Here is a 20,570-nt window from a genome sequence, read left to right as displayed (position 1 = left end):
CCTCAGGCGCGCGGGGTGCGACGCAGCACCTTCAGCCCGAGGGTGAGGGCCTGCGCGTAGCGCCGCGCGGGGACGAACGCCGGTCCGCCCATCGGCACGGCCCGCTGGACCGCGACGGCCTGCGGCTCGGTGTAGCGCAGGATGCCCTCGGCGCCCTGGCGACGGCCGACGCCCGACGTGCGCATGCCGCCCATGGGGGCGTCGATGCTGCCGAACGTCGCGGCGAAGCCCTCGTTGACGTTCACGGTGCCGGCCTTGATGGCGGGGGCGATGCGACGGGCCTCGCGGACCGGGCCGAAGATGCTGGCGTTGAGGCCGTACTCGCCGGCGTTGGCGAGCGCGACGGCCTCGTCGACCGTGCGGTACTGGTAGAGCGAGACGAGCGGACCGAACGTCTCCTCAGCGAAGCACGCGGCGGCCTCGGTGACCCCCTCGAGCACCGTCGGCTCGAAGAAGTACGGACCGAGGTCGGGTCGGGCCCGACCGCCCGTGAGCACGGTGGCGCCGTTCGCGACCGCGTCGTCGACGTGCTTGGCGACGGTCTCGACCTGGCTCTGGGAGATGAGCGAGCCCATGTCGGCGTCCCAGTCGAGGGACGCGCCGAGGCTGAGGGCCTGCACCCGACGCACGAAGGCGTCGCGGAAGCCGTCGTACAGCGCCTCGGGCACGTAGACGCGCTCGATCGACACGCAGAGCTGGCCGGCGGAGGAGAAGCAGGCGGTGACCGCACCGGCCGCGGCCCGCTCGACGTCGGCGCCGGGCAGCACGATCATCGGGTTCTTGCCGCCGAGCTCGAGGGAGCAGCTGACGAGCCGCTCGGCCGCCTGCTTGGCGACCAGGGTGCCGGTCGCCGTCGAGCCGGTGAAGCAGATGTAGTCGGCGCGCTCGATGATCGCCGAGCCGACGACCGAGCCCGCACCGCTGACGACCTGCCACACGTCGGTGGGGATGCCGGCGCGACGCAGCAGCTCGACGCCGGCGAGCGCGATGAGCGGGCTCTGGCTGTCGGGCTTGTGCACCACGGCGTTGCCGGCGGCGACGGCGGGCAGCCCGTCGGAGATGGCCATGGTCAGCGGGTAGTTCCAGGGGCTGATGATGCCGACGACGCCCTTGGGCACCTGGTTCACCTCGACCCGCGTGAGCCCCGGCAGGGCGCCGTTGCGTCGCGTGGGGCTGAGCTGGCTCTTCAGACGACGCGCGTAGAACCGGGCGGTCAGCGCCAGGTGGGCGACCTCGTCGAAGGCGTGGGCGCGCGCCTTGCCCGACTCGAGCTGGATGAGGTCGAGCAGCTCGTCCTGGTGCGCCAGCACGAGGTCGTGCAGACGCAGCAGGGCCGCGGAGCGCGCCTCCAGCGGGGTCTGCGCCCAGCGCTGCTGCGCGGCGCGGGCGGCGTCGAACGCAGCCTCGACGTCGTCGATCGACGACACGGGGATCTGCGCGACGGGCTCGCCCGTGAGCGGGGTGGTGGTCGTGCGGGTCTCGCCGCTGGTGCTGCGGATCAGCGCCGTCAGGCTCTGGACACGGGAGGCGGGGACCACGTCGGCGAGTGACATGCTCTCCAGGATACCGCCGGTATGTCGAATGCGACAGGGCTTGTGTCACATCCGGCCGGTCCGTCGGACGGACGTCGACGCGACGCGGTCAGCCGAGCAGCGTCTCGCCCCAGAAGCCGCGCGGCCCGACGCCGGGCGGGCAGGCGAACAACCCGGAGCTGCGGTGCACGAGGTACTCGTTGAGGGCGTCGTTGGTCGGCCCGGCGAGGTTGCGCTGGATCCGCACGAACTGCTCGGGCGAGCGCTGGTAGCTGATGAAGAAAAGCCCGGCCGCCAGCTGTCCGAGGCCGTCCGTGCCGTTGACGAAGTTGTAGCCGCGTCGCAGGATCCGGGCGCCGCCGTTGTTGTCGGGGTGCGCCTTGGCGACGTGGGAGGTGACGGGGATGAGGGGCTGGCCGTCCGACCCGCGCTTGCCCAGGTCGATGGTGGCGTGCTCGTCACCGCCGGACAGCGGACCGCCCGAGCCCTTGGCCCGGCCGATGATCGCCTCCTGCCCGGCGAGCGGCTCACGGTCCCACGTCTCGATGCGCATGTCGATGCGTCGCGCCACCAGGTAGGAGCCGCCGACCATCCAGTCGGGACCGTCGCCCTGCTGGACCCACACCACGTCGTCGACGTCGCGGTCCTCGGACTTCACGTTCGCCGTGCCGTCCTTGAAGCCGAACAGGTTGCGCGCCGTGGCCTGGGACGCCGACGTCGACGACGTGCGACCGAAGCCGAGCTGGGAGTAGCGCACCGATGCACGCCCGAAGGCGATGCGGACGAGGTTGCGGATGGCGTGGACGGCCACCTGGGGGTCGTTCGCGCAGGCCTGGATCGCGACGTCGCCGCCCGTCAGCGACGGCTCGAGGCGGTCGCCGGAGAACAGCGGCAGGTCGACGAGGTCGGCGGGCCGCGCGTCGCCGAGGCCGAACCGAGCGCGACCGTCGCGCTCGAACAGGCTCGGCCCGAAGCCGATGGTCAGCGTCAGGCCCGACGCGGGCAGGCCGAGGGCCTCGCCGGTGTCCTCCGGTGGCGCCTCCGGGGCGCCCGCGACGGCACCGTAGACGCCCACCTCGTTGCCCTGCGTGAGCTTGCGCGCCGCCTGCGTCCACTCCTTCAGGAGGCCGACGAGCTCGTCACGGCTCTCGGTGGTCACGTCGAGGACGACGAAGTGCAGCCGGTCCTGCGCCGGGGTCAGGATGCCCGCCTGGTGCCGACCCTCGAAGGCGACCGGGACCGCCTCGGGGTCGGGGCGGACGGGTTCGTCGCGCGTCGCGCCGACGGCGTAGCCACCGGCGACGCTCGCGGCCACCGCACCGGCGCCGGCCGCGCCGAGCAGGGCGCGGCGCGAGAGCGGGGAGCGCTCGCTCACGCCGAGGCCGCGACCACGGCCGCCACCTTGCTGATGGGCTCGCTGAGCGCTGCCACGGAGTCCGAGAGCCGCTTGACCTGCTCCTTGCTGAGCGTGTCGTAGCCGGCCCACTCGCCGGTGTCGGCGTCCTGGTACTGGTCGAGCTCGGTGTCGAGGGCCTTGAACCGCTGGTCGATCAGCGTCACGAGGTCGGGGTCTGCCTCCTCGAGCACCGGACGCAGGGCGGCGATCGCGGCCTGCGAGCCCTCGATGTTGGCCTTGAAGTCCCAGAGGTCGGTGTGGCTGAACTCGTCCTCCTCGCCCGTGATCTTGCCGGTGGCGACCTCGTCGAGCAGGCCCTTCGAGCCCTGGGCGAGCTGGAGCGCCGTGAGGGGCTTGTCCTTGCTCTCCTGGACGACCTTCGTCACGTTGGCGAGCAGCTGGTCGGCGTAGGGGTCCATGCCGTCGGTGTTGCCGGCGACCCAGAGCTGCTTCTCGATGCGGTGCCAGCCCGTGAAGTCGCGCCCCTCCGCCTTGGCGTCGGGCTCGCGGCCGTCGGTGATCGGGTCGAGGTCGCCGAAGATCTCCGCGACCGGCTCGATGCGCTCCCAGTAGGTGCGCGCCCGCGGGAAGAGCGCCTTCGCCTCGTCGACCTTGCCGGCCTTGACCGCGTCGACGAACTCGGTGGTCTTGTCGATGAGCGCCCCGGTCTGGCTCTCCACGTAGCGCTGGTAGCTGGCGGCGGCGGCCTTGAGCTCGGCGGAGTCCGAGAGCTCCTTGGCGGCCTTGCCGGACACGCTGAGGTCCTGGCGGATGCCGTCGCCGACCATGCCCGGCTTGCACGCGCCCTGGTAGTCGCCCTTCGGCAGGTCGACGACGAGGTCGCGCGACAGGCCCGGGCCGATGTTCTCGACCTCGCCCATGATCCGGTCGCCCTCGGCGTACACGTAGAACTCGGTGACCTTGGAGCCCGCGTTGGTCACGGCGAACGTGGTGGGGCCGGCCTTGAGCTGCGTCGCCGAGACCTTGCAGGAGGAGTCGGCAGCCTTCACGGAGACGGTGCCGTCGGCCTCCGACGGCTTCTCGGCACAGGCGGCCAGGAGGACGAGCGACGTGGCGGCGAGGCCGGTGGCGATGAGGGTGCGGCGCATGGTGGTTCCTTCGGTGCGGGCGTCCAGGTGAGGACAGCCTCACCATGCTAGACCCCCGACCGTTCCCCGCGGCAACGGTTTCGGATGTGATGTGGCCCGAACCGCTGGCAGCGGCGTCAGCGGGTGATGACCGCCAGGTCCAGGACCATGAGGACGACGCCGAGCAGCGCGATGCCGAGACCGACGAACGGCCAGGGCCAGACGGGCCGTCCGGACGTCGCGGCACGCACGATGCGGAAGGCGCTGAGCAGCACCGCCACGAGCAGCAGGACCCAGAGCAGGCCCAGCCCGCCGAAGAACAGGAGCGAGCCCTCCGGCCGGCAGATGAGCGCCCCGCCGTCGGACGAGCCGCCGCACCCGTCGGACGCCATCGCGGTCAGCGGCGCGAGCGCGCCGACCAGCAGAGAGCCGAGCGCGAGGCCGACCCACAGCACCCCGGCCACCACGACCTCGACGATCCGCGCGGCGGTCGGCGGCTGTCGGTCCGGTGGCGGCTCGTCGACCGGCCAGGCGCCGGACCCGCTCGGCGGGGTCGTCGCCATCAGGCGACGACCACCTCGACGCGCTGGAACTCCTTGAGCTCGGTGTAGCCGGTGGTGGCCATGGCGCGACGCAGGGCGCCGATGAGGTTCATGGTGCCGTCGGGAACGGACGACGGACCGAACAGGACCGACTCGAGCGACCCGACCGTGCCGATCTCGACCCGCTTGCCGCGCGGCAGCTCGTGGTGCCAGGCCTCGGCGCCCCAGTGGAAGCCGCGACCGGGAGCCTCGGTGGCCCGCGCGAACGGCGAGCCGATCATGACGGCGTCGGCACCGCAGGCGATCGCCTTGGCGATGTCGCCGCTGCGCCCGATCGAGCCGTCGGCGATGACGTGGACGTAGCGGCCGCCCGACTCGTCGAGGTAGTCGCGACGCGCGGCGGCCACGTCGGCCACGGCGGACGCCATGGGGACGGCCAGGCCCAGCACGGAGCGGGTGGTGTGCGCCGCGCCGCCGCCGAAGCCGACCAGCACGCCCGCGGCGCCGGTGCGCATGAGGTGCAGCGCGGCCTGGTAGGTGGCGCAGCCGCCGACCACGACCGGGACGTCGAGCTCGTAGATGAACTGCTTGAGGTTCAGCGGCTCGGTCTGGCTCGACACGTGCTCGGCCGAGACGGTCGTGCCACGGATGACGAACAGGTCGACGCCCGCGTCGACCACGACGTCGGCGAACTGCTTGGTGCGCTGCGGCGAGAGCGCGGCGGCCACCGTGACGCCGGCCTCGCGGATCTCGGCGAGCCGGTCCTTGATGAGCGCCGGCTTGATCGGCTCGGCGTAGATGTCCTGCAGACGTGCGGTGGCGGCGACGGGATCGAGCGACGCGATCTCCGCGAGCAGCGGCGTCGGGTCCTCGTAGCGGGTCCAGAGGCCCTCGAGGTCGAGGACGCCGAGACCACCGTGGCGACCGAGCGCGATCACGGTCTCCGGGCTCATCACGCTGTCCATCGGGGCGGCGATGACGGGCAGGTCGAAGCGGTAGGCGTCGATCTGCCAGGCGGTCGAGACCTCCTCGGGGTCGCGCGTGCGCCGGCTGGGCACGATCGCGATGTCGTCGAAGGAGTACGCGCGCCGACCGCGCTTGGCGGCACCGATGTCGAGCTCAGGCATGGGTCCACCCTAGTGCCGCCGGCGATCGCCACGACCCGCCCGGCTGTGGACGCGCGCCTGGACCGACGTCGGCGGCCCTGGGCAGGATCGCTGACGTCGCCGACGATGGAGGGGTGCCGACCATGACCGACGCGCAGAGCTGGACGCTGATCATCGGGTTCCTGACCACGACCGTCGCGGTCCTGGGTGTCGTCATGACCTCCTTCCACCGCACGCTGCAGTCGGGGCTGACGGCGGTGCGGCACGAGCTGCGCGGTGAGATCGGCACCGTCCGCGTCGAGATCGACGGCCTGCGCACCGAGATGCGCACCGAGTTCCGCCGCGTCGACCAGCGGCTCGACCACCTCGACCGCGACGTGCAGGCACTCACGCGTCACGTGTTCGACCGGCCCGAGTAGGTCTCGACGCAGGCCTCAGCCCGAGCGCGACTCGGCCTCGGCGAGGTCGCGCAGGGTGAGGAGCTGCCGGCGTGCCATCGGCAGGTCGCCGAGGCACAGCAGGTCGGTGAGCGGCCGCGGGCCGCGCGAGACGAGTTTGAGGAGCAGGCGGGTGCGCCCGTCGGGCAGCGACGCGACGCGGTAGCTCATCAGCGACGGGCCGATCCGGGCGGTCAGCTCGCGACCCGGGTCGACGGCGACGACGGTGCCGACGTCGCGGCCCATGGCATGCATGAAACGGTCGCCAGGGGCAGGTTCGGGCAGCGCGGAGCGGACGCGGGGCGAGCGTCGCCCGAGGTTGTCGACCCAGTCGTAGGCGTAGGGCGCGAGCCGCAGCTGGCGCACCCAGACCCAGACGACGTCGGACGGGGCATCGACGGTGACGCCCCTCCAGGCCTGCATCGGCGCACCCGGCAGGACGGCGTCGCAGCCGTGGACGAGCCGCGTCTCGGCGTCGGTGACGCCCCAGCGCTCACCCAGCACGGAGCGTCGCCGACCGGCCGTGGTCAGCGTCCGGCGTAGTTCGGGGCCTCGACCGTCATCTGGATGTCGTGCGGGTGGCTCTCCTTGAGACCCGCCGACGTGATCCGCACGAAGCGTCCCCGGTCCTGAAGCTCGGGGATGGTGCGCGACCCGACGTAGAACATCGACTGGTGCAGGCCACCGACGAGCTGGTGCGCGACGGCGCCGAGCGGGCCCCGGTAGGCCACCTGGCCCTCGATGCCCTCGGGGACAATCTTGTCGTCGCTGACCACGTCGGCCTGGAAGTAACGGTCCTTGGAGTAGGACTTCTTCCCGCGGGAGGCCATGGCACCGATGGAGCCCATGCCGCGGTAGGTCTTGTACTGCTTGCCGTTCATGAAGATGAGGTCGCCGGGGCTCTCCTCGCAGCCGGCGAGCAGCGAGCCGACCATGACGGTGTCGGCACCGGCCACGAGGGCCTTGGCGATGTCGCCGGAGTACTGCAGGCCGCCGTCGGCGATGACGGGGATGCCGGCCGGCTTCGCGGCGAGCGAGGCCTCGTAGACGGCGGAGACCTGCGGGACGCCGACACCGGCGACCACCCGGGTGGTGCAGATGGAGCCGGGCCCGACGCCGACCTTGACCGCGTCGACCCCGGCGTCGACGAGTGCCTGCGACCCGGCGCGGGTGGCGACGTTGCCGCCGACGACCTGGATGTCGGCGAAGTTCTTGTCGGCCTTGATGCGGCGGATCATGTCGAGCAGGAGGCGGGCGTGGCCGTGGGCGGTGTCGACGACGAGCACGTCGACCCCGGCCTCGCGCAGCGCGTTGGCGCGGTCCCAGGAGTCGCCGAAGAAGCCGACGGCGGCACCGACGAGCAGACGGCCCTCGCCGTCCTTGCTGGCGAGCGGGAACTGCTCGGACTTCACGAAGTCCTTGACGGTGATGAGCCCGGCGAGCCGTCCCTCGTCGTCGACGATCGGGAGGCGCTCGCGCTTGTGCTGGCGCAGCAGCGCCGAGGCGTCCTCGCGGCTGATGCCGACCGGACCGGTGACGAGGGGCATGGGCGTCATGACGTCGCCGACGAGCGTGCTGGCCCACTCCGCGACGGGCGTGAAGCGCAGGTCGCGGTTGGTGATGATGCCGATGAGCCGGTCGTCGGGGTCGACGACGGGCAGGCCCGAGACGCGGTACTCGCCGCAGAGCTCGTCGAGCTCCTCGAGGGTGGCCTTCGGACCGATGGTGACCGGGTTGGGGATGATGCCGGTCTGGGTGCGCTTGACCAGGTCGACCTGGTAGCTCTGGTCCTCGATCGAGAGGTTGCGGTGCAGGATGCCGATGCCGCCCTCGCGCGCCATCGCGATGGCCATGCGCGACTCCGTGACGGTATCCATGGCGCTCGACAGCAGCGGGATGCGCAGCGTCAGGTCGCGCGTGAGGCGTGCGGTGGTGTCGACCTCGCTGGGCACGACGTCGGTCTCGCCCGGCAGCAGCAGGACGTCGTCGTACGTGAGACCGAGACTGGCGAACTTGTCGGGGATGCCCTGCTCCATGCACCTATCCTACGACCGCCCGCCAGGGGTCCCGACCGCGTGGAGGGTGACGTCCGGCTCCCTCACCACTCCCCGACGGGCGTCGACGGCAGCGGCCGTCGGCTCTCTGACTGGCACGCCGCCAGCACCGCCGCGATAAGATCGACTTATGACTCTTCTCGCGGAGTATCTCGACGCCCGGCGCGACGAGGACGTCGCGCGCCTGCGCCGCAAGGTCGCGCTCCGCGCACTCGCGTCCACCGGAGCGAGCCAGCGCGACATCGCGGCAGCGCTCGGCATCAGTCAGCCCGCCGTCAGCCAGCAGCTCGCTACCACCCGGTCGACGGACGTCGACCCAGCGACTCTGGTGGAGGCGGCGGCGCCGGTCCTCGTCCGGCTGGCCCACGATCGTGGCTTCTCGCGCCTGGCCGTCTTCGGATCCGTCTCCCGCGGCCAGGCGCGGCCGGACTCCGACATCGACCTCCTCGTCGAGGCGCCCACCGACGCCGGGATCCTCGAGGTGGAGAACCTGCGCAGGCTCTATGAGCAGGTGCTCGGCCGCCCCGTGGACCTCGTCACCTACGGCGGTCTCGATCCACTCCGCGATGCAGACGTCCTCGCCGACGCCACGGAGCTGTGATGGATCGACGCGTCGCCAAGGAGCTGCTGCACCTGCGTGACTGGTTCGTGGGCGTCGACGCGGTGACCGGGGCCGGCCGCGCCGCCTACCTCGTCGACCCGCTGCGACAGGAGGCCGGCGACTCGCTCCTCATGAAGATCGGGGAGACCGCCAACCGACTCCGTCGAGCCGACCTGGCCGCACCGGAGGGCGTGCGCTGGGCCGACGCCGTCGCCACGCGCAACTGGCTCATCCACCAGTACGACACGATCGACCGCTCTCTCACCTGGACGACCCTCGTTCGTGACGTCCCTGCCTGGCGCGACGCTCTCGCCGAGCTCGTCGCCGTGCCGGAGGACGCAGCATCGCCCTGACGCGACCCACCACCGGGCGTCGAGGAGCGCCCCACGCTCGGCCACAGGGGCTGACTCACCCACCCCGACGCTGGCAGGATGGCGTCGCGTCCGGACCGTCCCGGACCGTCGGGAGGACCCATGAGCACCGTCCCTGCGTCGTCGCGCCTACGCCTGCTGCCCATGCGGCCGCGCGACCCAGGCGAGGACGGACGCGTCGCCAGCACGCTGGAGCTGTTCTTCGACCTGGTGTTCGTCGTCGCCGTGAGCGTGGCGTCGGTGCAGCTGCACCACCAGCTCACCGAGGACCACGTGGTCGACGGGCTCGTCTCCTACGCCATGGTGTTCTTCGCCATCTGGTGGGCCTGGATGAACTTCACCTGGTTCGCCACGTCCTTCGCGGTCGACGACTGGCTCTACCGGGTGCTCACGTTCGTGCAGATGGCCGGGGTCCTGGTGCTGGCCGCCGGCATCCAGCCCGTCTTCGAGGACGACGACCTGCGCCTGGTCATCGTCGGGTACGTCATCATGCGCGTGGCGATGGTCGCCCAGTGGCTGCGCGCCGCGCGCGCCGACGAGGCCACGCGCCGCACCTGCCTGACCTACGCCGCGGGCATCTCGCTGGTCCAGGTGCTGTGGATCGCGGTGCTGGCGCTGCCCGACGACGTCGTGCCGGTCGCGTTCGTGGTGCTGCTGCTCGCCGAGCTGGCCGTGCCGGTGGTGGCCGAGCGCCGGGAGACGACACCCTGGCACCCGCACCACGTGACGGAGCGCTACGGACTCTTCACCCTGATCCTGCTGGGCGAGAGCCTGCTCGGGTCGGCCAACGCCGTGCTCGAGGCCCTGCACGACGACACCGCGCTCGTGCCGCTGCTCTCGGTGGCGCTGCTCGCCTTCGTGACCACCGCCGCGCTCTGGTGGATCTACTTCTGGCCGCCGCACCACCGCGCGATCACGTCGCTCGCGACCTCGCTGCGCTACGGCTACGTCCACTACCTCGTGTTCGCTGCGGCAGGCGCGCTCTCGGCGGGCATCGAGGTCGAGATCGACGTGCTCACCGACCACTCGGAGCTGACCGACGTCGCGGCAGCGTCCACGGTGACCGTCCCGGTCGCGCTCTTCGTGCTCGGGATCTGGTGGATCACGCTGCGCGCCAACGCCGACGGCGTCGTCAACACCGTCGTCCCGCTCGGGGCGCTGCTGGTCCTGCTCGACCCCGTGCTGCCGGTCCCGTTCGCCCTCACGTCGGTGGTGCTCGTGCTCGTCGTCGCCGTGCTGGTGGTGCGGCCGCCGACGACCCCGGCGCGCGGCTGACGGGCGCCGACCTACAGCCCGACCTTGCCCTCGGCCCAGTAGGGCTGCGTGCGGACGGCCCTGCGGTCCAGGCCCACGACGTCGCGCAGCAGGGTCCGCTGGCGCTGGATCGCCGGGCCGTTCCCGGCCAGGTAGGCGACGGGGGCCTCGAGCAGGCGCAGCGCCTCGACGTTGGCTCGCAGCCAGGCGTCGACCACGGCGCCCGGCACCTCCAGCGCGGGCAGCACGGTGGCGTCGGGCAGGAGCGCCTGGGTCGCGGCGACGTCGGGTGCGGGCACCTCCAGCACGGTCAGCAGCTCGCGTCCCTCGCGGGCCGCGCGGTCGGCCATGCAGAGTGCCAGGCTGATGACGGTCGCGTCACCGAGCAGCACGACGGGTCGGTCCCCGCCGAGCGCCCAGGTGAACGCCCGCGCCGACGACCAGCGGCACACCTTGACCGGGTCGCCCGGCACCCACCCCTCGACGAGGTCGTGGCCGGGCGTCGGGCCGGGGTGGTCGTGCCGCTGCACGACGATCGTCAGCTCGTCGCCGACGACGCGGGCGGGGGTGTAGTGCCGGAACGCGGTGCGGGCGACCCGGAACGCGGTGACGTCGCACGGCTCGATCGTCGCGCCGAGGAAGTCGGTGCTGGCGAGGACGAGACGCCGCAGCCCGGGAGAGAGCACGTCGTTGTGGCGCACCACCGCGTCCTGGGCCTGCGCCTCGACGTAGCTCGCGAGCAGGGTGGGGGTGCGGGCCACGGCTCAGTCCTTCAGTCCCTCGAGGTCGCCCGCGAACAGCTCGAGCATCGTCGCGTAGCCCTGTGCGCTCGGCGCGATCTCGAACCGCCAGGGCAGGTAGGCCCCGTCCTGTGCCGCCCGGACCTTGTTCCACACCGGCTGCTGCTCGAGGGCCTTGAGGTTCTTGTCGCCCCCACGGGTGTCCCACAGGGCGACATCGGCGTCGTAGGCGTCCGCCTTCTCCCAGCTGACGGAGTCCCAGTAGTCGCCTTCGTCGAGATCCTTCGCGGCCGGACGCACGACGTCGAGGCCGATCTCGTCGGACAGGTAGGTCAGGTCCGCGTACGCGGGCGGGTTCGCGACGTAGAGCAGCTCCGGTGTCGTCGACGTGGCGATGATGGTCGGGTCGCCTGCAGCCCTCGCGGCGTCGCGCACGACGTCGCCGGCCTTCGCCAGGGCCGCGTGGCCCGCCTCGAAGTCGGCCTCGTCGGCGCCCAGGGCGAGCGCGAGGCGCTCGCTGTTCTCGATCACCCCGTCGACGGTCTCCTTCTCGAGGTTGATCGCGGCGAGGTCGTAGGTGCCGCCCAGCCGCTTCGCGACGTCGGGCGAGAGGTACCAGTAGTCGCCGGCGCCGTAGGTGGTGGTCACGATCAGGTCGGGCTCGAGGGCGGCCAGCTCCTCGAGCTCGACCGCACCGTACTCGCCGCCCGTGACGTCGGGCAGCGCGTCGACGTCGAGGTCGGGCGACTGCAGCCCGAGGTCGGGGTCGGGGTTGGCCGGCTCCCCGAACACGCCGACCACCCGGTCGCCGAGCCCCATGTCGGCGAGCGCGGCAGCGACGCCCTTGTAGGCGACGATCCGCTCGGGCACCGCCTCGAGGCTGATCTTCGTGCCCATGTCGTCCGTGAAGGTCCAGTCCTCCTCGGACTCGTCGGTCGAGCCGCCGCTGCAGGCCGTCACCAGCAGCAGCGCGACGACCGCCAGTGCGGCCTGCAGCGGGCGCCTCATCGGGTGTACTTCTCCAGGCCGTCGGCGAACCGGTCGAAGATGTCGGCGTAGGCCTGGGCCGACGGCGGCGCCACGGACGTCCACGGGATGTAGGCGTCGTTCTTGGCGGCCGTGGTCTTGCCCCAGACCGGCTCCTTCTTCAGCGCGGCGAGACCGGCGCTGCCGATGCGGTCGTCCCAGTAGGCGATGTCCGCGTCGTACGTGTCGGCCTTCTCCCAGCTCAGGGACTCGAAGTACCCGCCCTCGTCGGGGTTCTTCGGCGTGATGACGTCGAGGCCGATCTCGTCGCGGTAGTACTTCAGGTCGGGGCTGACGTCGGGGTTGGAGACGTAGAACAGGTCCGGCGAGTAGGACACGGCGAGGATGGACGGCTTCGCCCCGTCGGCGACGTCGCTCAGGCGCTGCTTGGCGGCGTCGAACGCCTCCTGGCCCTTCTCGCCGGCGTCGTCGGACGCGCCGAGCGCCTTGGCGGCCTTCTCGGTCGACTCGATGATCTGCGGAAGCGTCTTGCCGTCGAAGCTGATGACGAGCGTCTGGTACTGCTTGTCGAGCTTGGTCTGCGCGTCCTTGTTGATGTACCAGAGGTCGGGCTCGACGTAGGAGCTGGTGACGATGAGGTCGGGCTTGAGGCCGGCCATCTTCTCGAGGTCGATGTCGCCGTACTCGCCCTCGCCGGTCACGTCCTCGACGGAGTCGACGTCGAGGCCGGCGGCCTGGCTGTCGACGTCGCCGTCGGCGTTCTTCACCGGGCCGAAGACGCCGACGATCTTGTCGCCGAGGCCGAGGTCGGTGAGGGCCGCGGCGACCGACGACTGCGCGACGATCCGCTCGGGCGCCTTGTCGAGCTCGAGCTTGGTGCCGAGGTCGTCGGTGTAGGTCCAGGCCTGGTCGGAGGAGGCGTCGTCGGAGGACGAGCCGCAGGCGGCGAGGGGGAGGGCGAGGGCCACGGCGACGGCTGCGGCGAGGCGTCGGGGCGTGAACGTGCGTCGGATCATGGAGGGGAGCCTAACCTAGGTCAGCCTTACCTGAGCAAGGGATGTCCCAGGCGACCGACGTGAGGTGGACCACCCGTGAGGTCGGGGTGTCGGCCGCCGGACGGTCGATGCTCGACAGCGGTCCCCGTCGGGCGCACGATGGGGACGTGGACCGCACCAGCGTCGTCGTCTCGCGCGAGGTCACCGCCTCGCCCTCGGTGGTGTTCGGCCTGCTCGCCGACCCGCGGCGCCACCCCGAGATCGACGGCTCGGACATGGTGCGCGCCGACGACGGCGCCTCCCCCGTCACCGCCGTCGGACAGGTGTTCCGGATGCACGTCCACCACCCGCGCGCCGGCGACTACCGCACCGACAACCTCGTCACACGTTTCCTGCGCGACGTCGAGGTGGCCTGGCGCACCGGACCGGTCGACGGCACCCCGCCGGGCTGGGAGTGGCGGTGGCGCGTCGACGCGACGGCCGCGGGAAGCCTGGTGTCGCTCACCTACGACTGGTCCGACGTCGACGACCCCGAGATCCACCGCAGGGTCGGGGGCTTCCCCGCCGTCCCCGTGACCGCGCTCGAGCGGACGCTCGAGCGTCTCGAGGCGGTCGTCGCATGACCCTCCACCGGCGCTCCAGGCCCGAAGGGATCAGCGTCGGCCAGCCGCGAGGAGCTCCTCGACCGTCACCAGCTTGACCCGCGGGCGTCCGGACGCGCGGCCGGCGTCGACCTCGTGGCGCTCGATGGCGCGCACCCCCGGGGCCTGGACGAGGTCGGGCTGACGCTTGCGCAGGAGCCGGGCGAACGCGCGTCCCGACCGGGCAGGGCGGGGCAGTCGGTGCTCCGCGGCGTCGGCCAGCAGGGTCGTGACGGTCTCTCCGGCGCAGATGCGGTTCGCGCCGATGCCGCCCGTCGACCCGCGCTTCGCCCAGCCGACCACGTAGGCGCCGGGGACGGCCTCGCCCGTGGCCGGGTCGACGACGCGTCCGTCGGCGTTCGGGATGATGCCGCGCTCGGCGTCGAACGGCAGGCCCGGCACGGGGCGGCCGCGGCGCCCGATGGAGCTGACGAGCAGGCGGGTGGGCGCCTCGACCTCGCCGTCGGGTCCGGACACGGTCACCGACGCGAGGGTCGCGTCGCCGTGCGCGGCGACGACGCGTCGACCGAAGGCGAGCACGAGCCGGCGACCGGGGCCCGGCTCGCTCGACCAGTCACTGCGCACTCGGCGACGGTCGGCGAGCAGCGCCGCCTTCGATCCGGGCGCAGCAGCGTCGAGCGTGGCGACGGTGGCGGCGTCGTCCTCGACGACGAGCTCGATGCCGTCGGGCAGGGTGAGCAGCTCCGGACGCGTGAACGCCGACTCCTCCGGTCCACGGCGGCCGAGGAGGACGACCTCGCGCACGTCGCAGCGCCGGATGGCCTCGAGGGCGTGGTCGGCGATCTCCGTGCCGGCGAGCCGCTCGGGGTCGCTCAGCAGGATGCGGGCGATGTCGAGCGCAACGTTGCCGTTGCCGACGACGAACACGCGCGCGCCGTCGACGCGGATCGCGTCGCCGGGGACCTCGGGGTCGCCGTTGTACCAGGAGACGGTCTCGGTGGAGCCGTGCACGCCGTCGAGGTCCTCGCCCTCGATGCCGAGCCGACGGTCCTCGGGCGCGCCGATCCCGTAGACGACGGCGTCGTGGTGCTCGAGCAGCTCGGCGTGGCTGACGTGGCGGCCGACCTCGACGTTCATGAACAGCGAGGTGCGCGGGTGCTCGTACGTCCAGGAGAACGTGTCGCCGACCCGCTTGGTCTCGCCGTGGTCGGGGGCCACGCCCGCGCGGAGCAGACCGCCGGGCACCGGCAGACGGTCGACGAAGGAGACGTCGGCGTCGGTCGCGGCGAGCAGCTCGCGGGCGGTGTAGGTGGCTGCCGGACCTGTGCCGACGACCGCCACGCGCAGGCCGGTGGGGACGCCGGGGCGCACCCGGGCGTGCGTCTGCTCCTTCGCGACCGCTCGGTCGGGGCGCTCGGCGTAGTAGGCGGCGTTGAGCTCGGCGAAGACCTCCTCGCCTCCGCGGAGGATCTCGATCGGCTTGATGGCCGAGGCGGGGCAGGCGTCGGCGCACGCGCCGCAGTCGATGCAGGCGCGCGCGTCGACGTAGAGGATGTCCGTGTGGCCGAAGTCGGGCTCGCCCGGGGTCGGGTGGATGCAGTCGACGGGGCAGACCTCGACGCAGGACGCGTCGGAGCAGCAGCTCTGGGTGATCGCGAAGGGCATGGGCGGATCAGAGCATGTGGACGCGGCGGTAGAGCCGCTTGGCCGCAGGCGTCAGCAGGCCCGCCTCGGACAGGAAGTCCATGAGGTGGACGCACGACAGGCGCATGAGGGCGTGGTGGTGCTCGTTGTTCTTGGCCGCCGCGACGGCCTCCTTCACGTCGAGACCGGCCTCGGCGTACACGTCGGGCTGCACCAGGCTCTTGACGATGAAGTAGCCGACGCTGGCGATCTGCAGCGCGCTGGCCTTGCGCCGCACCTCGGAGATGCCGCGCATCGCCTCGATGGTCTCGTGACGCGCGAACTTCATGTGGCGCGACTCCTCGACCACGTGGATCTTGCAGATCGTCTTGACCTGCGGGGCGACCGACGCACCGCGCATCCAGTCGCGCTGCATGACATCGAGGACCTCCTCGGCGACGAGGATGGAGGTGTAGGCCACCTCGTTGCGCGCGGTCAGCTTGAGCAGCTTGGCCGCCTGGTGCAGACGCGGGTGCGGCAGGTAGGAGCGGCCGGCGATCAGCTGCGCACCCTTGGCGAACATGATCGAGTGGCGGCACTCGTCGGCGATCTCGGTCAGCGCGAACTGGAACTCGCTGCTCGCGTAGTCCTTGTCGTAGATGTCGACGAGGAGCATCTGCTGGAGCAGCATCTCGAACCAGATGCCGATGCTCGCGACGCTGGCGGCCTCGTGACGCGTGAGGGTCGCGCGCTGCTCCGGGCTCATGCGCTCCCAGATGTCGGTGCCGTACAGCGTGCACCACTCCGGGTTCACGCCGTCGTGCAGCGGGTCGAGCGGGGCGTCCCAGTCGACCTCCTTCTCGGGGTCGTACGAGAGCTGGGCCGACGAGGAGAGCAGACGCTCGAGCACACCGTCGCGCTCGACCTCGGCGCGGAAGGCGGCGGCGTCCTGCTCCGGGCTGGGTGCGGTGATCGTCATGGTGGGACTCCTCGACTCGACAGCGATGATGTGACATCGGGAGTGTCACATCCGTACCCACGGTATGCCCGGGGTGGCGGAAGCGCAAGAGACACACGTCACCCGCCGTTCGTCCCCGCGCCTCGTCGAGGATTCCCAGGTGGACCTGGGAATCCGCGATCAGCACGGAGAGCTTTCCGTGCGCCGCTGAGATGTCCGTGCCTCGCGGGAGATTCCCAGGTCGACCCGGGAATCTGCGGACCGCGGGTCAGCGCTGGGCGTCGAGGAAGGTGCGGGCGAGCGGGGCGGGGGCGCGGGCGAGCCAGGCGTCCTCGACGGCCGCCGCGAGCCGTGCGGGGTCGACGACGTCGAGCTCGACGAGGTAGCCGGGGTGGTGGGCCAGGTGCTCGATGGTGAACAGGCCTGGCACGCCCTCGGAGAGGATGGCGTCGCGCTCGGCGAGGTCCTCGGTGCGCAGTCCGACGATGTCGCCCCGAGGCACGCGAGCGTCGCCGAAACGTCGCAGGTCGGCCTGCGTGAAGGGCCGCACCCAGCAGAACACCGCCTTGTCCACGAACCAGGCGCGGTTGCGGAACGTGGTGCCCTCGCTCACCGACGGCAGGGCGGTGCACAGACGCTCGACGTCGGCGAGGGTGGGCACGGGTCCAGCGTCGTGCGGGGCGGTCGGCCCGTCGACCCTCGCCGAGCCTCGTCGACCCCTCTCCCCCACCCCAGGACGCGACGAGGCCCGCCGTCCCGGGTGGGACGACGGGCCTCGGTCGTGGTGCGGCTGACTCAGTGGCTGTGCCCGGCGTGGGCGTCACCCTCGTCGTCGGCGGGCTTGTCGGCCACGAGCGTCTCGGTCGTGAGCAGCATGGCGGTGATCGACGCGGCGTTGGCCAGCGCGGAGCGCGTGACCTTGACCGGGTCGAGGATGCCCTGCGCGAGCAGGTCGCCGTACTCGCCGGTGGCGGCGTTGTAGCCCTCGCCGCTCTCGCGGACCTTGGACACGACGACCTCGCCGGAGACGCCGCCGTTGCGGGCGATCCACTCCAGCGGGGCGTCGGCGCCGATGCGCACGATGCGCACGCCGACACCCTCGTCGCCGGTGAGGCCGAGGTCGTCGTCGAGCACGGACACGGCGTGGACGAGGGCGGAGCCGCCGCCGGCGACGATGCCCTCCTCGATGGCCGCGCGGGTCGCCGAGACGGCGTCCTCGATGCGGTGCTTCTTCTCCTTCAGCTCCACCTCGGTGGCGGCGCCGACCTGGATGACGCACACGCCGCCGGCCAGCTTCGCGAGCCGCTCCTGCAGCTTCTCGCGGTCCCAGTCGGAGTCGGTGAGCTCGATCTCGGCCTTGATCTGGTTGACGCGGCCCTCGACCTCGGCAGCGTCGCCGCCGCCGTCGATGATCGTCGTGTCGTCCTTGGTGACGACCACGCGTCGGGCGGTGCCGAGCACCTCGAGGCCGACCTGGTCGAGCTTGAGGCCGACGTCGGGGGTGACGACGGTCGCGCCGGTGAGGGTCGCGATGTCCTGGAGCATCGCCTTGCGGCGGTCGCCGAACGCGGGCGCCTTGACGGCGACCGAGGTGAACGTGCCGCGGATCTTGTTGACGACCAGGGTCGAGAGCGCCTCGCCCTCGACGTCCTCGGCGATGATGAACAGGCTCTTGTTGGCCGCGATGACCTTCTCCAGCAGCGGGAGCAGCTCGGCGACCGAGCTGATCTTGCCCTGGTTGACGAGCACGTAGGGGTCGTCGAGGACGGACTCCATGCGCTCGGTGTCGGTGACCATGTAGGGCGACAGGTAGCCCTTGTCGAACTGCATGCCCTCGGTGAAGTCGAGCTGCGTGCCGAGGGAGTTGGACTCCTCGACGGTGATGACGCCGTCCTTGCCGACCTTGTCGAACGCCTCGGCGATGAGCTCGCCGATGTGCGCGTCGCGCGAGGAGACGGTGGCGACGTCGGTCATGTCCTTGATGTCGTCGACGTCGCGGGCGACCTCGTGCAGGCGCTCGGAGACGGCCTTGACGGCGGCCTCGATGCCCTTCTTGAGGCCGACCGGGTTGGCGCCGGCGGCGACGGCGCGCAGGCCCTCGTGGACCATCGCCTGGGCGAGCACGGTGGCCGTGGTGGTGCCGTCACCGGCGACGTCGTTCGTCTTGGTGGCGACCTCCTTGGCGAGCTGGGCGCCGAGGTTCTCGAACGGGTCGTCGAGCTCGACCTCACGGGCGACGGTGACGCCGTCGTTCGTGATGGTGGGGGCGCCCCACTTCTTGTCGAGCACGACGTAGCGGCCCTTGGGGCCGAGGGTGACCTTGACGGTGTTCGCGAGGGCGTCGACGCCGCGCTCGAGCGCGCGGCGTGCGTCCTCGTCGAACTCGAGGATCTTGGGCATGGTGATGCCTTCCTACGAAACGACTGAATGGTGGTGTCCGGCGAGAGCCGGAGGTGGCGCGTCAGCACGGTCCTGACGCGCATGGGACCCGACCGGCAAGGCGCGCGAGCGACGGCGACCCGTTCTTGGTCGCCGAGCGAGCAGCAACGCCGCCGGTCGGGAGCCCAGGTGCGTCAGGAGACGACGGCGAGGACGTCGCGGGCAGAGAGGATGAGGAACTCCTCGCCCGAGTACTTGACCTCGGTTCCGCCGTACTTGCTGAAGATGACCTTGTCGCCGACGTTGACGTCGAGCGGGACGCGGTTGCCGGAGTCGTCGATGCGGCCGGGGCCGACGGCGACGACCTCGCCCTCCTGGGGCTTCTCCTTGGCGGTGTCCGGGATGACGAGCCCGGAGGCGGTAGTCTGCTCGGCCTCGACGGCCTTGATGACGAGACGATCCTCGAGCGGCTTGATGGTGACCGACACTGGTCGACCTCCCCTTCAACGATGTGGTGAGTGACGGATGTACGTGATGGGTGTGCACGCCGTCGCGGGGGCCGTGCACGGGTTGGCAGTCTCAGGGTTCGAGTGCCAGTTCAGAATCTAGCACTCACCCCTCTCGAGTGCTAAGGGGTGTTCGCGGGCGGCGGACACGCGTCGTTGGGCCCGGCGGGGGTGCCGGGCCGTGGGCGGCGGGATGCCCGGCCTGCCACGATGGCGTCGTGGACCTGGTGACGTTCGAGCGGCTGCAGACCGACGAGGGCCGGGCCCTGGTGGCGGAGGTGCACGAGCGCGCGGGCCGGGAGTCCGATCTCGCGCTCGGCACGCGGCTGCGCAAGGTGCACGACGTGGAGCTGGTGGCGGCGGCGGTGACGCAGAACCACCTGCGGGGGCTGGCGCGGGCCAAGCTGGGCGACGACGCGGCGGGCATGTTCTTCACGCACGACGCGCTGCAGCAGGCGACGCGTGGCGCGGTCGCGACGCTGCGCGCCGAGCGTCTGGCTGCGTCGGGGGCGTCCGCGGTGCTCGACCTCGGCTGCGGCATCGGCTCCGACCTCGTCGCGTTCGCGCGAGCTGGGCTGCGGGTGCGCGGTGTCGAGCGCGACCCGGTGCGTGCCGCGATCGCGTCGGCGAACCTGCGCGCGCTCGGGCTCGAGGGTGAGGTGGTGTGCGCCGACGCGGCCGACGTCGTGCCGACCGCGTCGGAGGTGGTGTTCCTCGACCCCGCCCGTCGCGACGACCGTGGTCGGGTGTTCGACCCGGAGGCGATGAGTCCGCCGTGGTCGGTGGTCGAGGAGCACCTGGCGGGGCGCGCCGTGGTGAAGACGCTGCCGGGGATCCCGCACGCGCTCGTCCCCGACGGCGTGGAGGCGCAGTGGGTCAGCGACGGGGGCGACCTCGTCGAGGCGTGCCTGTGGGGCGCGGGGCTCGACCTGACCGACCGCGCGCCGCGGCGGGCGTCGGCGCTGCCGGGTCCGCACGTGCTGAGCGGCGACGGGGCGCCCGGTGACGTCGGGGAGCTCGGCGGCTGGCTGCACGAGCCCGACGACGCGGTGATCCGCTCCGGCCTGGTGGGGGCGCTGGCCGAGGAGGTCGACGGGCAGCTGGTCGACCCGCGGATCGCGTGGGTGACGACCGACGTCGAGGTGCGGCACCCGCTGGCCCGATCGTTCCGCGTCGTGGCGGAGCTGCCGTTCCGCGAGAAGCAGCTGAAGGCCGCCTTGGTCGCGCGCGACGTCGGCACCCTGACCGTGAAGAAGCGCGGCGTCGACGTCGTGCCCGAGGTGCTCGTGCGCCGCCTGCGCCTGAAGGGCTCGCAGCGCGCCACGGTCGTGCTGACGCGCGTGGACGACAAGGCCGTCGCCCTCCTCGTCGACCCCCTCCCCCGCTGACCGTCGTCGCG

The 20,570-nt window shown here is 71.9% G+C and carries 21 protein-coding genes; 6 read left to right on the top strand and 15 right to left on the bottom strand.

All coding sequences use genetic code 11. The features are described 5' to 3' along the window. Positions 1-2: 2 nt before the first annotated feature. From Aeryth_RS02470 to Aeryth_RS02450, 5 genes are all read right to left on the bottom strand, one after another. Positions 3-1,553, bottom strand: a complete 1,551-nt coding sequence (locus Aeryth_RS02470) for a succinic semialdehyde dehydrogenase (protein ID WP_067854225.1) — start codon at positions 1,551-1,553, stop codon at positions 3-5. 88 nt (positions 1,554-1,641) lie between these two features. Beyond that, positions 1,642-2,907 carry an iron uptake transporter deferrochelatase/peroxidase subunit gene (gene efeB, locus Aeryth_RS17555; protein ID WP_067854223.1) on the bottom strand — a complete coding sequence of 422 codons (1,266 nt, stop codon included), beginning with the start codon at positions 2,905-2,907 and terminating at the stop codon, positions 1,642-1,644. Further along, complete coding sequence (gene efeO / locus Aeryth_RS17550) at positions 2,904-4,037, bottom strand: iron uptake system protein EfeO (RefSeq protein ID WP_067854221.1); 1,134 nt, start codon at positions 4,035-4,037, stop codon at positions 2,904-2,906. Before efeO ends, efeB begins: the two co-directional genes overlap by 4 nt. A 116-nt stretch (positions 4,038-4,153) precedes the next feature. After that, positions 4,154-4,579: a hypothetical protein gene (locus Aeryth_RS02455; protein WP_067854218.1), complete on the bottom strand. Its 426-nt coding sequence runs from the start codon at positions 4,577-4,579 to the stop codon at positions 4,154-4,156. Next, positions 4,579-5,685: a GuaB3 family IMP dehydrogenase-related protein gene (locus tag Aeryth_RS02450; RefSeq protein WP_067854215.1), complete on the bottom strand. Its 1,107-nt coding sequence runs from the start codon at positions 5,683-5,685 to the stop codon at positions 4,579-4,581. Before Aeryth_RS02450 ends, Aeryth_RS02455 begins: the two co-directional genes overlap by 1 nt. 113 nt (positions 5,686-5,798) lie before the next feature. On the opposite strand from Aeryth_RS02450, the gene Aeryth_RS02445 reads away from it, so the two are divergent. Continuing rightward, positions 5,799-6,083 carry a hypothetical protein gene (locus tag Aeryth_RS02445; protein ID WP_067854212.1) on the top strand — a complete coding sequence of 95 codons (285 nt, stop codon included), beginning with the start codon at positions 5,799-5,801 and terminating at the stop codon, positions 6,081-6,083. 15 nt (positions 6,084-6,098) lie between these two features. Here the strand turns inward: Aeryth_RS02445 and Aeryth_RS02440 are convergent, their stop codons facing one another. Together Aeryth_RS02440 and guaB are read right to left on the bottom strand one after the other, a co-directional pair. Next, positions 6,099-6,605, bottom strand: a complete 507-nt coding sequence (locus Aeryth_RS02440; RefSeq protein WP_067854209.1) for an SRPBCC family protein — start codon at positions 6,603-6,605, stop codon at positions 6,099-6,101. Between the two features lie 23 nt (positions 6,606-6,628). Beyond that, positions 6,629-8,137, bottom strand: coding sequence for an IMP dehydrogenase (gene guaB, locus Aeryth_RS02435; RefSeq protein ID WP_067854206.1), 1,509 nt, complete (start codon positions 8,135-8,137; stop codon positions 6,629-6,631). A gap of 148 nt (positions 8,138-8,285) precedes the next feature. On the opposite strand from guaB, the gene Aeryth_RS02430 reads away from it, so the two are divergent. From Aeryth_RS02430 to Aeryth_RS02420, 3 genes are all read left to right on the top strand, one after another. Continuing rightward, on the top strand, positions 8,286-8,756 hold the full coding sequence (locus Aeryth_RS02430; protein WP_067854203.1) for a nucleotidyltransferase domain-containing protein: 471 nt from the start codon (positions 8,286-8,288) through the stop codon (positions 8,754-8,756). Then, positions 8,756-9,109, top strand: coding sequence for a HepT-like ribonuclease domain-containing protein (locus tag Aeryth_RS02425; RefSeq protein WP_067854200.1), 354 nt, complete (start codon positions 8,756-8,758; stop codon positions 9,107-9,109). Before Aeryth_RS02430 ends, Aeryth_RS02425 begins: the two co-directional genes overlap by 1 nt. A 120-nt stretch (positions 9,110-9,229) precedes the next feature. Next, positions 9,230-10,402, top strand: coding sequence for a low temperature requirement protein A (locus Aeryth_RS02420; protein ID WP_202967700.1), 1,173 nt, complete (start codon positions 9,230-9,232; stop codon positions 10,400-10,402). An 11-nt stretch (positions 10,403-10,413) separates the two neighbouring features. Here Aeryth_RS02420 and Aeryth_RS02415 read toward each other — a convergent pair whose 3' ends face one another. The 3 genes from Aeryth_RS02415 to Aeryth_RS02405 are packed head-to-tail and all read right to left on the bottom strand — an operon-like array spanning position 10,414 to position 13,124. Continuing rightward, positions 10,414-11,142 (bottom strand): SIP domain-containing protein, encoded by a 729-nt coding sequence (locus tag Aeryth_RS02415; RefSeq protein ID WP_067854197.1) that lies wholly within the window; start codon positions 11,140-11,142, stop codon positions 10,414-10,416. Between the two features lie 3 nt (positions 11,143-11,145). After that, positions 11,146-12,129: an ABC transporter substrate-binding protein gene (locus Aeryth_RS02410; RefSeq protein WP_067854195.1), complete on the bottom strand. Its 984-nt coding sequence runs from the start codon at positions 12,127-12,129 to the stop codon at positions 11,146-11,148. Next, positions 12,126-13,124 carry an ABC transporter substrate-binding protein gene (locus tag Aeryth_RS02405; RefSeq protein WP_067854193.1) on the bottom strand — a complete coding sequence of 333 codons (999 nt, stop codon included), beginning with the start codon at positions 13,122-13,124 and terminating at the stop codon, positions 12,126-12,128. Before Aeryth_RS02405 ends, Aeryth_RS02410 begins: the two co-directional genes overlap by 4 nt. 146 nt (positions 13,125-13,270) lie before the next feature. On the opposite strand from Aeryth_RS02405, the gene Aeryth_RS02400 reads away from it, so the two are divergent. Then, positions 13,271-13,726, top strand: coding sequence for an SRPBCC family protein (locus Aeryth_RS02400; RefSeq protein WP_144433640.1), 456 nt, complete (start codon positions 13,271-13,273; stop codon positions 13,724-13,726). Between the two features lie 30 nt (positions 13,727-13,756). On the opposite strand, the gene Aeryth_RS02395 is transcribed toward Aeryth_RS02400, so the two are convergent. The 5 genes from Aeryth_RS02395 to groES form a co-directional block, all read right to left on the bottom strand. Next, positions 13,757-15,370: an FAD-dependent oxidoreductase gene (locus tag Aeryth_RS02395; RefSeq protein WP_067854187.1), complete on the bottom strand. Its 1,614-nt coding sequence runs from the start codon at positions 15,368-15,370 to the stop codon at positions 13,757-13,759. A 7-nt stretch (positions 15,371-15,377) separates the two neighbouring features. Beyond that, entirely contained in the window at positions 15,378-16,307 is a 930-nt protein-coding gene (locus Aeryth_RS02390; RefSeq protein WP_067854184.1) for an AurF N-oxygenase family protein, read from the bottom strand. A 247-nt stretch (positions 16,308-16,554) separates the two neighbouring features. Beyond that, positions 16,555-16,947 carry an MmcQ/YjbR family DNA-binding protein gene (locus Aeryth_RS02385; protein WP_067854181.1) on the bottom strand — a complete coding sequence of 131 codons (393 nt, stop codon included), beginning with the start codon at positions 16,945-16,947 and terminating at the stop codon, positions 16,555-16,557. Between the two features lie 134 nt (positions 16,948-17,081). Next, positions 17,082-18,686 (bottom strand): chaperonin GroEL, encoded by a 1,605-nt coding sequence (gene groL / locus Aeryth_RS02380; RefSeq protein ID WP_067854178.1) that lies wholly within the window; start codon positions 18,684-18,686, stop codon positions 17,082-17,084. Positions 18,687-18,859: 173 nt separating this feature from the next. Beyond that, complete coding sequence (groES, locus tag Aeryth_RS02375) at positions 18,860-19,153, bottom strand: co-chaperone GroES (RefSeq protein ID WP_067854175.1); 294 nt, start codon at positions 19,151-19,153, stop codon at positions 18,860-18,862. Positions 19,154-19,389: 236 nt separating this feature from the next. Here groES and Aeryth_RS02370 point away from each other — a divergent pair, with 236 nt between their 5' ends. Further along, positions 19,390-20,559: a THUMP-like domain-containing protein gene (locus Aeryth_RS02370; RefSeq protein ID WP_067854172.1), complete on the top strand. Its 1,170-nt coding sequence runs from the start codon at positions 19,390-19,392 to the stop codon at positions 20,557-20,559. The last annotated feature ends 11 nt before the right edge of the window (positions 20,560-20,570 follow it).

The sequence above is a fragment of the Aeromicrobium erythreum genome, assembly GCF_001509405.1.
Lineage (GTDB): Bacteria > Actinomycetota > Actinomycetes > Propionibacteriales > Nocardioidaceae > Aeromicrobium > Aeromicrobium erythreum.
Note: the sequence above shows the minus strand (reverse complement) of the source record. Positions and strands in the feature narration are given on the sequence as shown.